Source organism: Flavobacterium piscis (assembly GCF_001686925.1).
In the GTDB taxonomy this organism is placed as follows: Bacteria; Bacteroidota; Bacteroidia; order Flavobacteriales; family Flavobacteriaceae; genus Flavobacterium; species Flavobacterium piscis.
The window spans coordinates 156,993-173,539 of sequence record NZ_LVEN01000035.1; the positions used below are offsets into that span (position 1 = coordinate 156,993).

The window sequence follows — 16,547 nt, forward strand, 5'->3', positions numbered from 1 at the left end:
CCTAACTTGGTTTCTCACAACCTTTACGATTATAGAACCACCAATTGATACCTGTAGCTAATATAGTGAAAATAGCAACACCAATAAAGAATTGATTTACAGTACCATTGGCAGAAAGGTTGTTTCCTATTAATTTAGAAAAGATAAATGGCCCAAATGCTGCAATCGCTGCTGTCCATCCGATAACTCCTGCTGCCTGACGTTGATTTTCAGCAAAAATAATTGGGTATTGTCTAAAAGTACCCGCATTTCCAATTCCTGTAAAGAAGAACATTCCAAGAATTACCGCGACAAACATTGGGAACTGATCCATACTGGTTGGCGCTACTAATCCCTGAGTAACCAAAATTACAGAACCTGCTAAAATTCCTAAACCAGTAATAGTAGTAAGAATAGCCCCTCCAACTTTATCAGCAACAAAACCAAAAGCAATTCTGCTTGCAGAACCAATAAGAGGACCGTAGAATGCGTATACTAAAGGATCCGGTGCGTTAGGGAAATCTCCATATAAAAACTTTATCATCAAAGGGAAGGCTGCAGATAAACCCGCAAATGTTCCAAAAGTCATTACATAAGTAATGGTACAATACCAAGTATGTTTATTAGAGAAAATATCCATTTGTTCTTTAATAGAAGCTTTCATTGGAATACTTCTTAAATAAAACCAGCTTATAAATGATAATAGGATTAAGAAAGGAACATACCAAAATGCAGCTGACTGTAAGTATATTTCTGTGTTTTTAACAGCTGTATTTTCAGGACTAATATCATTTAATATTTTTTCAGCCATCTTTGGGTTTGCATTTGCAATTGCCTTAGCTTTGGCTTTCACCGGCAGTGAAGTAAACAAAACTACTTTGTCATCTGAATGTATTGATGCACTTACTGAGTCAATAACAGTTTTCTTTACGTTTGTCAATATTCTAGTTTGCACTTCAGGATCCAGAGCAGCAAAAACCTCTTTTTGTTTTTGAATGCTGGCATTCTGAAACACAATTATTGCTTCTTTATGATCAATACTTGTAAATACAGATGCGGCACCAAAAATACTGACACTTATAACAAGCGGTGTAACAAATTGCGCTACAGAAACACCAAAATTTCCAATTCCGGCTTGTATGCCTAGTGCAGTACCTTTAAGTCTTTTAGGAAAGAATAAACTTGTACTTGGCATATAGGATGAGAAATCTCCTCCGCCAAAACCTGTTGTAAAAGCCAAAAGTGCAAATATCCAAAACGGCGTATTTACATCCATTACCGCAAACCCAATACCTATTACCGGAATTAATTTAATTGCTGTAGCAAAAGAAACTACATGTCGGGTACCAAAAATGGGTAATATAAACGTATGTATAATTCGAAGAAAACCTGCAGATAAACCAGGAATTGCTGTTAACCAAAAAAGTTGATCTTTAGTAAAACGAAACCCTAATCCCGGTAATTTAACAGCTATAACGCTCATCATAAACCACGAGGCAAATGATAATATTAATGTTAATGTTGTTATTGTCAAAGTTTTCCAGGCAATTTTACTTCCGGTAGAACTCCAAAATGCATCATCTTCGGGGTCCCATTTGTCTAACCAAGTTTTCATATTTGCGTATTTATTAATTATTAGTTGTTTTAATGATTGTCTTCTATGTGTCTGGTAAAATTTGGAGATTTTGTTCGCAGTACATTTATAATGGTTCGATGCATCCAAAGCAAACAAAGAACAGAAATGACGAAAATAAATATCCATGAGCTGGTCCAGAGTCCAGTATAATTAAGTAAGTAACCAAAGATGATAGGGCCAACGAATCCTCCCAAACCGCCTATCAAACCAACCATTCCTCCTACGACACCTACTTCATTAGGAAAATATTCCGGTATATGTTTGTAAACAGCTGCTTTACCAATTCCCCACGATATACCAATAAGGATTACCAATATCACATACACCCAAAGATTTGCACTAAATTTGATCTGTGTAATACCCTGAGCTAATAGTTCTTTCTTCTTTACTTCCTGATTTTGTTTTACTACAATTTCCTGCCAGGAATTTTTTACAGGAAAAATGGCGGTTTCGTGATTTGCTGAAGTTTCTTTTTGATTGATTTTATGCACTTTACCATTAACAACTATTGCATCTGCTGCAACTTCTGTAACTACACCATTATTAGTAGCCAAAACTCCGGGTCCTGCCGTAAAGATTTCCATTTTAGGAAACATCAGTAAAAAACTAATTATTATTGATGAACCTAAAACCCAATACATTACTTTTCTTGCTCCAAACTTATCTGATAAGTATCCTCCAAAAGCTCTCACAATTCCGGATGGTAAGCTAAACATGGTGGCAAACATTCCGCCCATTACCAATGTAGTATGATAAACATTCATAAAGTTTGGCACCAGCCATTGCGAGTAGGCCACAAAACATCCAAAGACTAAAAAATAATAAGCTCCAAATCTCCAAACCCTGATATTTTTAAGAGGAGACATTAACTCTTTCATTGTTTTTGACACTCCTGAATTGACTTTATTTTTAGCAAAAACAATAAAAAGCAAGCCTATAAGAACTAATACAGAAGCGTAAATAACAGGAAGCATTTTCCACCCATTAACAGGATCTGTCTCTGAGAAGTTATTTAATAGGGTCGGCGCAATAAAAGTAGTAATTGCGGCACCTGCATTTCCCATTCCAAAAATACCTAAAGCCCTACCCTGCCAGTTTTTAGGATACCAAATAGAGGTATAGCCAATCCCGACAGCAAAGCTTGTTCCTACCAACCCAAAGAAAAAACTTAAAACCGCAAAACTCCAAAAAGAAGCAGCAAATGGAAGAAGAAACAGTGGAATTGAGCACAATAATAACAATACCGAAAATATAATCTTACCACCATATTTATCTGTTAAAATACCAATTGGAAGTCTGAAAATAGAACCTGATAAAATAGGAATGCCTAATAACCAGCCTGTTTCGACAACTGTCCAGTTAAAGATTCCTTTATCTACCAGATAAGTAACCAAAACTCCATTTAATGTCCAACAGGCAAAACACACTGAAAAAGCCAGCGTATTTAAAAATAAAATTTTGTGAGATTGAGATAGATTATTCATACAGAAATATTAAAATATCTAATTTTAATTTCATAATGAGTACTTACTTCCTCAATTACAAAGCAAAGTTAGATCGATAGATTATTAGAAAACATGATATATATCATTTCAAAGACAGTCTTTAAAAACAAATAAATCATAACCATCTAATTAACAATGGATTTCAATTAAAAAAAAATACTATTCTTGTTAATAAGTGAACTTTCGAGATTAAAATATCTTTTCAATAATTTCAATCTATTATTATAATATTCTTTTTTTTATTCTTCTACAATATTCTAATCCTACAAATGAAAAAATATCAGTTTTCATTTTCCGGCACTATTCAATACAATAAAAATAAGAAATTATTTTAAGTAAATGACTAATAATTAATTATTTACAAAAACAAATCTTAAACGAATGCTCGATTATTAATTGACAATCTGTTATTTTCCACCTACAAATTGTTAACTTTTTTTTACTATAAAATGTTAGCTCTTCAGGGAATATTTTTAATTAAAAAATTAGATATGTAGTTGTAAATTAGACTGTATATGACGTTTTTACATTGTTTTTGAAGCTGTTAAGTTTTTAAAAATGTAAAAACAAAGTGTAAAATACTACATTTTCCCTCTCTTCTATGGTGCTTTTTAACATTTGCTATAGCCAACCACAAGAACTCAACATATTGATTTACAAGGTTATAATCCATTTATTTTTGATTATAGATAATTTATTTTGCTTTACACTAAAAAAAAAATGAACAAATTTTTGGATTTTATTATATTAAAATTAACTTTGTCTATAGGATTAGTAGAGTATAAAATTATTTGAAACCATAAAGAATTATATTTTGAAAACAACCAAAAGCATAGCGTATAACATTTTTCCTAAAAATTATACTTATAACACATTCTGTTATATGTGCTTCTGTTGCTAATTCTTAGCCTTTTTTTCGTTTACATTCGAGATCTCTTTTTCACCGAATCGATTTATAAAGACGAAATTTAAAATACACCAAAAAATCACCTTATTGAAATTACAAAAATCTGTTTGATACGTTATTTGGTATCAAAAGGATTATTGAAACCGTACCTATAAATTAAAAAGAATAACTAATAACTAAAAAACAAAGATGAAAAAGATGCAAAATTGTTGCTGTAAATAAAAAAAGCCATTTCTGCGGCAACAGAAATGGCAAGGCTTAAAGAACATTTATCACTAAACCAAGAATACCTGTAGAGAGTTGAAAAATCAACTTTCAAGGCCTCTTGTTAATTACTTAAAACCAGTACAAAGAAATGAAAAATTTTTTAAAAATAAACTCATTACTATTTCTCCTGCTTGTCACCGCAGGAATTAATGCCCAAAATACAACACCACTTATACAATCGAAGCTCGACGGAACTGTCGTAGATGATGTTACAAATCAGCCAATTATTGGAGCTTCTGTTGTTATTAAAGGAACAACACACGGTGTTCAGACAGATGCTGAAGGAAAATTTTATTTTCAAACCGGTCAAAAATTTCCTTATACCTTAATCATAAGCTACATTGGTTATAAAAAGGCTGAAATAATTGTAGATAAAAATCCAATTACAATTCATTTAAAAGAAGAACGCCAGGAATTGGATGAACTGGTAGTTGTTGGCTATGGTTCTCAAAAGAGAAAAGACATTACAGGTTCTGTAGCTTCTGTTCCCAAAGCTAATTTATCCCAAGTCACCTCATCTGCAGATAACTTACTACGAGGAGCAATTCCGGGAGTGGTAGTTACACAAAGTTCGGGGCGCCCGGGAGCTTCATCAAGCGTACGTATTAGAGGAGGAAACTCAATTACGGCCGGTAATGAACCTCTGTATGTTGTAGACGGAATATTAATTTATAATGATAACAATAATAGTACAGCGGGTGTTACGAATGCCGGTGCAACAGTCAATGTGCTATCGACTATAAATCCGGCCGATATTGAATCTATTGAAGTATTAAAAGATGCTTCAGCAACTGCCATTTACGGATCGCGTGGTGCAAATGGTGTCGTTATTATTACTACGAAAAAGGGAACAAAAGGACAGGATAATATTTCTTACCAGGGATATTTTGGATTCCAGAATGTATCAAAAAAACTCAACTTAATGAATGCCAGCCAATGGGCAAGCTTGCGTAACGATGTTCAGGCCAGTATTGGTCAGGCTCCTTCTTTTACACCAGCTCAGATAGAAGCGTTTAAAACATCTGGAAGTTATGACTGGCAAGATGCTCTTTTTAGAACTGCTGCGCCTGTACAAAATCACCAATTATCATTTTCAGGTGGAGATGAGCGTTCAAGATACGCAATTTCAGCAGGATATTTTCAGCAAGACGGAATTGTAATTGCATCCGATTTTAAAAGAATTTCACTTCGTGTCAATTACGAAAGAAATTATTCTGATAAATTTAAATTTGGCGTAAATGCTAACTACAGTAATTCGATTTCTAATGGTGTTGGTACTAATGGCGGTGCTACTGCCGGAAGATCGCCAAACCCGTTAGTGGTGGCTTTGTATCAACCTCCGGTAGTACCTATTAAAAATGCTGACGGAAGTTATAACTTAACCAATAATCCCTATGCAACTGCAGTAAATGGTATTATACCAAACCCTATCAACGACTTAGTCAGTACAACCAACGAAACTAAAATAAACAGAATTTTGACCAGCTTATTTGGTGAATATAAGATCACTAAAAAACTTGTTGCAAAAGTAGCGGTGAGTGGTGATGTTATTGATACAAAACAAAACTATTATGCTTCGTCTACTACTACTGCCGGAGCAGGAACAAAAGGATTGGCTTCTGTTGGAGATCGTTTAGTAAGTTCTGTATTGAATGAAAACACGTTGAATTACAATACCACTTTTGGTGAAAACCATAAATTCTCAGCCTTAGGAGGATATACACTTCAATACACTCAAGGTGAAGTAGTAAATGCAGGATCTAATACATTTGTAAATGATGCTAATACGTATAACGCTCTGCAAGATGGTGTTGCGATAAAACCTTATAGTGATGCATTCGAAAGTGTATTAAAATCATGGTTAACCCGAATAAATTATTCCTACAAAGGAAAATACAATTTTACTTTATCTGCACGTGCCGATGGTTCATCAAGATTTGGATCAGAATCTCTTTGGGGCTATTTTCCTTCAGCAGGATTTTCATGGAATATTACCGACGAAGATTTTGCTAAAAATATTAAAGGTGTAACCGAAGCCAAACTTAGAATTACAGCAGGAACAACAGGAAACCAGGAAATCGGTAATTACCTTTCTTTAGCTCAAATGGGCTCTGTAAATTATGCCTTTGGAGGAACTTTACAAACAGGTTTAGCCCCTACCCGATTGGCAAATCCGGATTTGAAATGGGAAAAAACGAATCAATATAATGTTGGTTTAGACTTATCACTATTAGATAGAAAAATCAATTTTGTATTTGATGTGTATTACAAGAAAACAAACGACTTATTAATTAATGTTCCTATTCCGCTTACTTCAGGTTATGCTACAGTGCTTCAGAATATTGGAGGGGTTGAAAATAAAGGTATTGAAATTGGTTTAACAACAGAAAATGTAAAAACAGAAAATTTCTCATGGAACTCCAATGTTGTGTTCTCTGCCAACAAAAACAAAGTAGTTTCGATAGGAAACGGAGTTGATCAGTTTTTTCCTGTAGTACCAAACGGATCTTTATTACAGCAACAACCCGTAACAGTAAAAGTAGGTTTGCCATTGGGAACTTTCTGGGGATATAAAACCAACGGAATTTTCCAGACGCAGGAAGAAGTCAATACGCAACCAAAAATAAACAGTTTAGCCAACACAAAAATTGGAGACCGAAAATATGTTGATACTAACGGAGATGGTGTAATTACAGCACTTGACAAAGGTAACTTAGGAAGTTCTCAGCCAAAATTTGTTGGAAGTTTTAGTAATACCGTTTCATATCGCGATTTTGATCTTAATTTCTCTTTTCAGGGATCTTATGGCGGAAAGATATTTAATGCCTTAAATCAGCAATTAGAGATTTCTACTCTTGGAACAAATGCTAATGTTACGCTGGAAGATAGATGGACTCCAACTAATCCAAGTAATGAAATCCCGAGAGCAACGAGTTCTCCTCTTGGAATCGTTTCTGAGCGTTATGTAGAAGATGCCTCTTTTTTAAGATTAAAATTAATCACTTTAGGATATACATTGCCTAAAAGCGCTTCTCAAAGATTAGGAGCCAAAAGCATTAAATTCTATATATCTGCTGAAAATTTAATTACATGGACAAAATACACTGGCTACGATCCAGAGGTAAGTTCATACGAACAAAACAACTTATATCCCGGAATTGATTTTGGTTCTTATCCAAACTCTAAAACATTTATTTCGGGTCTGAACATAACTTTCTAAGTAAAAAATATACATAATGAAAAAGATACTAATAACAATCATACTAAGTGCCGGTTTATTTGCATCGTGCACAGATTTAGAAGTAACACCAACCTCTTTTGTTACCGAAGATAAATATTTTAAAACGCAGGATGATGCTGTGGCAAGTGTAACTGCTGTTTATGCCTCTTTAAGTCTTGATCCGGGAGAACAAAGTTTATTTGGCAGAAACCTTTATTTCTTAACCGATATGGCTACAGATTACGCTTCAGCAGGAGTTTCGGCAACAAACCCGCAGGTAAGAGCTTTGAGCAGTTTGACCCATGATGCCACTTCTGATCGTGTTCAGGTTGCCTGGCGCCAAATCTATAACGGAATCAACAGAGCCAATGTTTCTATCGATAATATCCCTAAAGTAGCAGGAAACGAAACGGTTAAAACAAGATTGATCAATGAAGCAAAATTCATTAGAGGACTACTATACTTTCAGGCAGTTCGTTTGTGGGGAGGAGTGCCAATCGAATTGCATGAACCAACTTCTATACAATTAGAAAGTTTAAAATCAAGAAGAGAAACTGTTGATGCTGTTTACACTCAGATTATTTCAGATTTGAATGCTGCCGAAGCCTTACCTGCAACTTATCCCGCAAGTGATGCAGGACGCGCAACATCAGGAGCTGCAAAAGCAATTTTAACCAAAGTATATCTGACCAGAAAAGATTATCCAAATGCAATTTTAAAAGCCAGAGAAGTCATCAACGGTGGTTACGGATATGCCCTTTTTGAAAGTTTTCAGGATATTTTTACTAAAACAAAAAAGAATGGTAAAGAGCATATTTTTTCTGTTCAGTTCGAGCCAAATCAGGCAGGAAACGGATCAAGCGGAAGTACTTTTCAATCGACATCATTTATAGGTTTTACTGCTACAGAACCAGCAGATATTATCTCGGATGTTGCTTTATTTTATGACATATATGCTCCTGGAGATACAAGAAGAGATGTAAGTTATGCCAAGACATTGCCAATTCCGGGAACTGCAAATATTTACACTTTCCCTAAACCCATCTTTAAAAAATATTTGGATTTAACCAATGTGGCAACTCCGGGTAACGTAGCTATTAATTTTCCAATTATTCGTTATGCTGATATTTTACTGTCTTTAGCAGAAGCGATAAACGAACAGGGAACACCAACACCGGAAGCTTATGAACTGATCAATCAGGTAAGAAGAAGAGCTTTTGGAAAACCAATTACAACGCCGGACGCAGCTGTAGATTTATCGGGATTAACACAAACCACTTTTAGAGCTGCCATTCAGGAAGAACGCAAAAAAGAATTTGTTCAGGAAGGGCAACGCTGGTTCGATCTGGTTCGTTGGGGAACTCTGGTTACCGAAGTGAAAAAAGTAACAGCTAAAAACTCTGTTTCAGAAAGAAATAACCTTTACCCTATTCCACAAAGCGAAAGAAGTATCGATCCGGTTGGCTTACCACAAAACCCTGGATACTAATAACCGATTTTCATCCAAATAAATAAAATGATTAAAAAACTGTTCATTATTGCCCTATTGGTTGTTGCACAATTTCAGCTATTGGCACAGAAAAAGCAACCTAATATCATCGTCATTTTGGCAGATGATTTAGGTTTCTCAGATATTGGTGCTTTTGGGTCAGAAATTAAAACGCCAAACTTAGATAAGCTCGCTAAAAACGGGCTTATTATAAAGCAGTTTTACAATGCAGGACGTTGCTGTCCTTCCCGGGCTTCATTGCTCACGGGTTTGTATCCACACCAAGCAGGAATTGGCGACATGGTTCAGGACAAAGGGTTCCCGGCTTATCAGGGATATTTAAACGAGCATTGCATCACGATTGGGCAAGCACTCAAACAGGCAGGATACAACACAATTGTTTCCGGAAAATGGCACGTGGGTCTGGTACCATCAGCCTGGGCGGTTAATAGAGGGTTTGATGATTCTTTTACTTTACAAAACAACGGAAGCAGTTATTTTAACTCAGAACCTTTATATAATGACGGACGAAAAGTCACTTTTATGAAAGGAGATAAAGAAATTATTCGCACAGATACTTCTACTTATCTAACTCAGGAAATAACCAATTTTGCCCTTAGTTCTTTAGAAAAACAACGAAATAAGCAACAGCCTTTTTTTCTTTATGTGGCGTATAATGCTCCACATTGGCCCATTCAGGCATTGCCGGAAGATATTGCAAAATACAAAGGCAAATACCTCGAAGGCTGGGATAAATTGAGAGCAAGCCGTTTTAAAAAATTAAAAGTACAAGGCATCATTGATAAAAATTGGGACTTATCAAATCGTTTTGAAAAAGTACCGGATTGGGAAAAACTAAGCGCCGAAGAAAAAGACAAATGGGATACCCGAATGGCAATTTACGCTGCCATGATTGACCGAATGGATGCCGGAATTGGAGAAATCCTGCAGAAAGTCAAGTCGTTGGGAGAAGAAGATAATACGATCGTTCTTTTTCTTTCGGATAATGGAGGAAGTGCCGATGATGTAAAAAAATGGAATTATGTTACACAAAAAAATGGAACACCAGGTTCAGTTGCATCAATCGATAGTTACGAAAGTCCTTGGGGAAATGTGAGCAACACGCCTTTTCAATTATTCAAAAAGAACACTCACGAAGGTGGCATTGCTTCCCCTTTTATTGCTTATTATCCTAAGCAGATTAAAGCGGGAACAGTAAGCAACAGAGTAAGTCATTTGATTGATATTTTTCCAACTTTTCTCGAGTATGCGGGTTTTCAATATCCGGATTCTTTTCAGGGAAAAAAGCTAACACCTTTAGAAGGAATTAGTTTAAAAAAGGAATTTGAAGGACAACAATCCGATGCACATGAAGCTTTGTTTTGGGAACATGAAGGCAGCAAAGCAGTACGAAAAGGACAATGGAAGGCTGTAGCCGAAAACAATCAGCCTTGGGAATTGTACAATCTTGCTACTGACAGAACCGAAACAAAAAACGTAGCAAAATCAGAACCGAAACTACTCCAAAACCTGATTGAATTACATCAGCAATGGTCTGTAAAAGTAGGTATCCAAGATTGGAATAAAATAAAATAGTTAAACAATGATTACGCATTAAATAATTAAAAAATTTAATCTAATGAAAAATTTAAAATTGAATACTAAAATCAAAAGTCCACAAAAAGGGCTGTTGATTACTGCATTAATACTGACGCAATTAGGTTTTGCGCAAATAAAACCCGATCCCAACTACAAAGGTGTAATTGGCAAAACACTAGCCGATTCTAAAGAATATTGGCCAGATCCTGTAAAAGCTCCTGACGGTGCGCCAAACGTAGTCTGGATTTTATTAGATGATGTGGGTTACGGCGCTACAAGTGCTTTTGGAGGTTTGATCAACACACCTACTTTCGAGAGTTTGGCCAATAACGGTTTGCGCTATACCAACTTTCACACCACAGCGATTTGTGCGCCTACCCGCGCCGGATTACTTACAGGTCGTAATGCACACGCCGTTCACGTAGGCGGGTTTTCGCATACTGCTATGTCAGCAGGTTTTCCGGGATATGATGGTCGAATTCCGTCTTCGGCAGGAACGATTGCTGAGATTTTACGCGACAACGGATACAATACTTTTGCTGTTGGAAAATACGGTGTAACTCCAGATGAAGATGCTACAGATGCAGGTCCGTTTGATAGATGGCCAACCGGAAAAGGTTTTGATCATTTCTACGGATTCTTAGGATCAGAAACAGATCAGTATAATCCTGATTTAGTTGAAGATCAAACCTGGTTAAACGGAAATACAAGACTAAATAATGCAGGAAATGATAAATCTAAAAACCAATTTACAGCTGATTTAAAAGGGAAACACTTAAGTGAATTAATCACAGACAAAGCCATTACCTATATCGATCGCCAGAAAAGTGCAGCGCCAAACAAACCTTTCTTTTTATATTATGCACCAGGAGCAACACATTCTCCGCATCAGGTAGCCAAAGAATGGAGCGACAAATACAAAGGTAAATTTGATGAAGGCTGGGATGTTTACCGTGATAAAGTAATTGCCAATCAAAAGAAGTTAGGTTTAATTCCGGCTGATGCCAAATTGCCTACGCGCGATTCGTATGTAAAAGCGTGGAATACTTTATCTCCTGACGAAAAGAAATTATACGCTCGTTTCATGGAAATCTACGCCGGATATCTTGAATATACGGATTATGAAGTAAGCCGAATTGTAAATCATCTGAAAGAAATAAATCAGTTAGACAATACCATTTTCTACGTTGTTTTGGGTGATAATGGAGCTAGTAAAGAAGGAACAGGATCCGGAACAATCGATCAGCCGTTGTTGAAAAAATTATTCGGGAATGGTTCGAAAGAAGATGATGTAAAAGAAAATCTGGCTAAAATTGATCTTTTGGGAACTCCGGAAGCTATCGAGGGAAATTATCCTTACGGATGGGCTTTGGCTGCAAATACACCTTTTAAAAACCTGAAACAAGATGCTCATTCTGAAGGAGGAACGCGTAATCCGTTGATTGTTTATTATCCAAAAGGAATCAAAACTCCTGGAATTCGTAACCAATACGGTCACGTGATCGATATTTTGCCAACCACTCTGGAAACAGTTGGCATTACAGCTCCAAAGGAAATCCGCGGTATTGCTCAGGATTCTATTCAGGGAACTTCATTAGCCTATTCTTATGCCGATGCAAAAGCGCCTTCAAGACATAAAATTCAATACTATTATATTTTTGGATCAAGAGCTTTGTACAAAGATGGCTGGAAAGCTGCGGCACCTCATCATCCTGATTTTATCGATATTGTTGATAATGGCGCTTTGGCAAAAAGTACTGGACCAAGTACCTACGATAATGATGTTTGGGAATTATACAACCTGAATACTGACTTTAACGAAAGAGTTGATCTGGCTAAAAAGAATCCTGAAAAACTAAAAGAACTTCAGGCTGCTTTTGATGATCAGGCGAAGAAAAATAACATCTATCCTTTTATCGACTGGCAGGATGTTTTGAAACAACGAGTTCACAAGAAAAATAAATAGAAATTCTTCAGTACTATTCATCATGCTGTAAAGTATCATGAATAGTACTGATATTAAAACAAGTAAATTATGGCAGCAACAAAACCAATTTTGAAAAAAGGCCTATTCACCTTGATTCTTGTAGTAATTGCAGTAAGTTTTTACTACCTGACCATTTGGGTAACTCCCTACTACGTGCAGAAAAAATTTGCAGAAAAAAGTCTGGGCGTTGTCAATACTCCACGATTTGGAGATCAGCCCAATGCTGAAAACAGCAGAGTAATTCCGTTACCAAATCCTGACTTTTTGTATTCAACAATCAATTACGATTTGAAAGAAAATGTATTGAAAATTTCAGGAATTGTTCCCGATTCTACTTATTGGTCTATCTCTGCTTATCAGGAAAACACCACCAATTTTTTTGTAGAAAACGAAGAAAAAGTAAAAGCCAAATTCGAATATTATTTAGCTCCTGAAGGAAGTACTGCCGAAGTCTTGAAAAATATTCCAAAGGAAAAAATCATTTACAGTCCAACGAATAAAGGATTGATTCTGTTTCGTTATTTGGTTTCGAAAGCATATCCGGTAAAAACATTGGCGGAATTGCAGCATGGTGTTACGGTTGAGAAATTAGGGAAGTAAGCTTAACCTTTGACATGGTACGCAGATGACACGGGTTTGCTTTGCAAAGACACGGATTTAAACGGATTTTTTTTAATTTAATCCATCATTTGTGATCGTAGCCCAAAGTTTGTCATTCCGAGGAACGAGGAAACTCCACGAGCAACTCGACAAAGATTGACGAATTTCTAATCGGAGCTACTTATGAAGATCCTTCCTCCGTCAGGATGACAAAAATGCGCATAAAAACTTTGTCAAAGTTAAAAAAACACAGCATTCAATTTAAATAAAATTAAAATGGCTTTAAATCAAAAAATTAAAAAGACAGGACTTGCGGTAGCATTGATCATTCTCGCTATTATATTTGGGAGTGCCGTTGGTGTTTACAACATCAAATCCGGCAAGAGCGATTCGCAACGCATTATTGGTAACTGGCAAACGGTTGATAAAGACAAAGACCTTAACTCAGCCGATTTACTAACCATTGCACAAGTGGCAGTTTACGGACCTTATGCCTTAACTAAAAAAGAAGTTATTTACCTGAGCACAAGTACGGATAGCGAAGGAAACGCATTAGACCCAAAAGCCGATTATGTAATTAGCGGAAAAAAACTAGATGCGAAATATTGGAGCATTACAGCGTATGACGAAAATGGTTTTTTAATTAAAAACCCAATCAATAAATACAGCTATAATCTGGAAGATGTAAAATATGAAGCTGATAGTACTTCGTATAAAATCAATCTTTCAGGAACTGAGAAGAAGGAAAACTGGCTGCCAATAAACGATGTTCAAAAAGCAAGTTTAATCATTCGCTTGTATTTGCCGTCTGAAAAACTCAGAGAAAATTTAACGGTGGAAACGCTTCCAACAATTCAAAAAGTAAAAAAATAATCAATACATATTATCACAAATTTGGAAAAAATCAATAAATAAAACTCTATTAATTCAATAGAATTAAAGTAGTATTTTGTTTATTTTTACATTTTATCAAAGAACACTGATTTTCAATACAGTTATAAACATAAAAATTAGAAATCATGAAACGAGTAGACTATGAAATTATAGGAAAAAAAATCATCGTGGGAGCGATTGTTTTTTTAGTTCCGCTAGTCATTTTGGCGGGAGGTTTAGCATTAATTAGTAATTTTTTAAAATAAGATATCATGGCAGTAATAGATCACAATTCAAGAAGCAGATTAATAAGAGATTTAAGTATTAGTTTCGTAATATATTCACTTCCGGTAGTGGCAATATTTCTTTATTTCAAACTAACAAATGGCGCTATAACACAATCGCACCTTACCTTACCCTCGTTTTTAGAATTTACAAAACCCGCTTTCGAAAACATTCGTACGTGGGGATTAACTGTTTTTATGCTGGTTTTGGGAATTATAGAATTTACAGCCGGTTTATATGATGATGAATGGACGGGTGAAGAACGCAAAATAGATATTATTTGTTTCCTGGCTCCAAAATTACTTTTACCACCGGTAATCGCATTTTTTAGCTTAACGGCATTGCCATATTTAATCCCGAATTTGGCCAACTCCCTTTCATGGGTTCCGTTTTGGGGAGGATTTTTCCTAATCGCAATTGCAGATGATTTAACTCAATATTGGTACCACAGACTTCATCATCAGGTTCCGTTTTTGTGGAGATTTCACAGAACGCATCATTCGGCTCCATATATGGGAATGGCGATGGCATCAAGACAAAACTTTATTTATACGGTTTTCTTTTCTCAAATTTATTTAACGGCTACACTAACGTATTTTGGTTTAGGATTACCGGCTTTGTTTGTTCTGGTGATCAAAAGTTTCATCACTCTTGGCGCGCATTCAAGCATCAAATGGGACAAACCATTTTACAAATACAGAATTTTACATCCAGTTGCATGGGTTCTTGAACGCTTAATTTCGACTCCTGCAACACATCACGCACATCATGCAGATACTAGCGGAGACGGCGTTGGACACTTTAAAGGAAATTTTGGGAACATGTTTTTTCTTTGGGATGTGATTTTCGGAACGGCTTTAATTACACGAAAATATCCAAAATCGTACGGAATGAAATCGTACAAACAAGAAGAATGGTATGCGCAATTTTTGTGGCCAATATTCAAATCCAAAAAAGAAGGAAGTGCTTTGGCAGAAGGAGTCTTATCTGTTCCAATAAAAGCCAAAATAGAAACTGTTTCTGCGGGTCCGGTGTATTACGAGCAGGCTCAATCTTAAAAAATACCCTGAAAAAAAGGTAAGACATAATAACTCTCACGTTGTAAATTTTAACAGCAATCTATTCAACTTTAGATAATCTGTAATTAAATCCATACCAAAAATTGTAATTGCTTAAAATGAAATCATGAAAAATAAAATATTTAAAAACAGTTTTACAATTGTCTTTTTACTGTTTACCGTTTTAGGTTTTTCACAAGATAAAGGCTCCAGTAGTATTGTATTACTGGATGCCTTTTATGCGAAAATTAAAGCACAAAAAAATCCACAGATAATTGATGCCAGAGGTCCCGAAGAATTTGCGTTAAATCATATTGAAGGTGCAGTAAATTTCAATCTTAAATCAGAGAATTACGAGAAAGCTGTAGCTGCTTTAAATCCTTCACAGCCGGTATTTATCTATTCTATTGCAGCTTACAGAAGCGGTCTTTTATCAACTGAATTAATAAAAAAAAGTTTCTCTGAAGTCTATATTTTAGAGGGCGGAATTGCAGCCTGGATTGGTGGCGGAAAATCTTTTTATACCAATCTAAAAAGCAAATTATCATTGCCTGAATACAAAAAAATAATAGCAGAAAATAAGTATGTGTTGGTCGACATTGGTTCTAAATATTGCGCCACCTGCAAAACCGTAAAACCTATTTTAGAAAATCTAAGAACACAATACGGAGAGAAACTTAAAATTGTTCAGATTGAGTTAGAAGAAAGCCCGCAAGTCATCGCTGACTTAAAGACTGTAAAAGTTTTTCCAACTTTGATCTTGTATCAAAACGGTAAAATTGTTTTTAAAAATGACGGTTTAGGTGATTTGAAAAATAATGTAGATACGGCCTTGGCTGTGAAATAATTTTTTTTCACGCAGATTGGGCAGATTATTATTTTACTAACTATTTTAATCTGTCTTTCGCAATCATAATCGCCATTTTGTCATCCCAAGGAACGAGGGATCTCCGCAAGAAACTAACGCAAAGTTTATGTAGCATGTCGAGCTACTAACGGAGATCCCTCGTTCCTTGGGATGACAAAAATGCGCATAATAGCTTTGAGTGCAAACTTTGTCAAAGTTTAAAACTTTGACAAAGTTGTCGCCCTAAAAATTAAGAGTTTCTATGCGTTTCAAAACAACATCCAAAATAAAAAAA

The 16,547-nt window shown here is 35.6% G+C and carries 10 protein-coding genes; 8 read left to right on the forward strand and 2 right to left on the reverse strand.

The genetic code is table 11. From position 1 onward, the window contains the following. Window position 1 precedes the first annotated feature (1 nt). On the reverse strand, window positions 2-1,594 hold the full coding sequence (locus tag FLP_RS15545) for a magnesium transporter MgtE N-terminal domain-containing protein (RefSeq protein ID WP_065450441.1): 1,593 nt from the start codon (window positions 1,592-1,594) through the stop codon (window positions 2-4). 29 nt (window positions 1,595-1,623) lie between these two features. Further along, window positions 1,624-3,099: an MFS transporter gene (locus FLP_RS15550; RefSeq protein ID WP_065450442.1), complete on the reverse strand. Its 1,476-nt coding sequence runs from the start codon at window positions 3,097-3,099 to the stop codon at window positions 1,624-1,626. Window positions 3,100-4,382: 1,283 nt separating this feature from the next. On the opposite strand from FLP_RS15550, the gene FLP_RS15555 reads away from it, so the two are divergent. The 8 genes from FLP_RS15555 to FLP_RS15590 all read left to right on the forward strand — a co-directional run bounded on the left by FLP_RS15555 (window position 4,383) and on the right by FLP_RS15590 (window position 16,252). After that, complete coding sequence (locus FLP_RS15555) at window positions 4,383-7,514, forward strand: SusC/RagA family TonB-linked outer membrane protein (RefSeq protein WP_065450443.1); 3,132 nt, start codon at window positions 4,383-4,385, stop codon at window positions 7,512-7,514. Window positions 7,515-7,530: 16 nt separating this feature from the next. After that, entirely contained in the window at window positions 7,531-9,003 is a 1,473-nt protein-coding gene (locus FLP_RS15560; RefSeq protein WP_065450444.1) for a RagB/SusD family nutrient uptake outer membrane protein, read from the forward strand. Window positions 9,004-9,030: 27 nt separating this feature from the next. Then, the gene (locus FLP_RS15565) at window positions 9,031-10,599 is read left to right on the forward strand and encodes an arylsulfatase (RefSeq protein WP_065450445.1); all 1,569 of its coding nucleotides are present in this window, start codon (window positions 9,031-9,033) and stop codon (window positions 10,597-10,599) included. A 43-nt stretch (window positions 10,600-10,642) separates the two neighbouring features. After that, window positions 10,643-12,568, forward strand: a complete 1,926-nt coding sequence (locus FLP_RS15570) for an arylsulfatase (protein WP_065450446.1) — start codon at window positions 10,643-10,645, stop codon at window positions 12,566-12,568. 69 nt (window positions 12,569-12,637) lie between these two features. After that, on the forward strand, window positions 12,638-13,189 hold the full coding sequence (locus FLP_RS15575; RefSeq protein WP_065450447.1) for a DUF1254 domain-containing protein: 552 nt from the start codon (window positions 12,638-12,640) through the stop codon (window positions 13,187-13,189). Window positions 13,190-13,465: 276 nt separating this feature from the next. After that, complete coding sequence (locus tag FLP_RS15580) at window positions 13,466-14,062, forward strand: DUF1214 domain-containing protein (protein WP_065450448.1); 597 nt, start codon at window positions 13,466-13,468, stop codon at window positions 14,060-14,062. A gap of 272 nt (window positions 14,063-14,334) precedes the next feature. Continuing rightward, entirely contained in the window at window positions 14,335-15,405 is a 1,071-nt protein-coding gene (locus tag FLP_RS15585; RefSeq protein ID WP_065450449.1) for a sterol desaturase family protein, read from the forward strand. Between the two features lie 127 nt (window positions 15,406-15,532). Beyond that, window positions 15,533-16,252, forward strand: a complete 720-nt coding sequence (locus FLP_RS15590) for a thioredoxin domain-containing protein (RefSeq protein ID WP_065450450.1) — start codon at window positions 15,533-15,535, stop codon at window positions 16,250-16,252. Window positions 16,253-16,547: the final 295 nt, after the last annotated feature.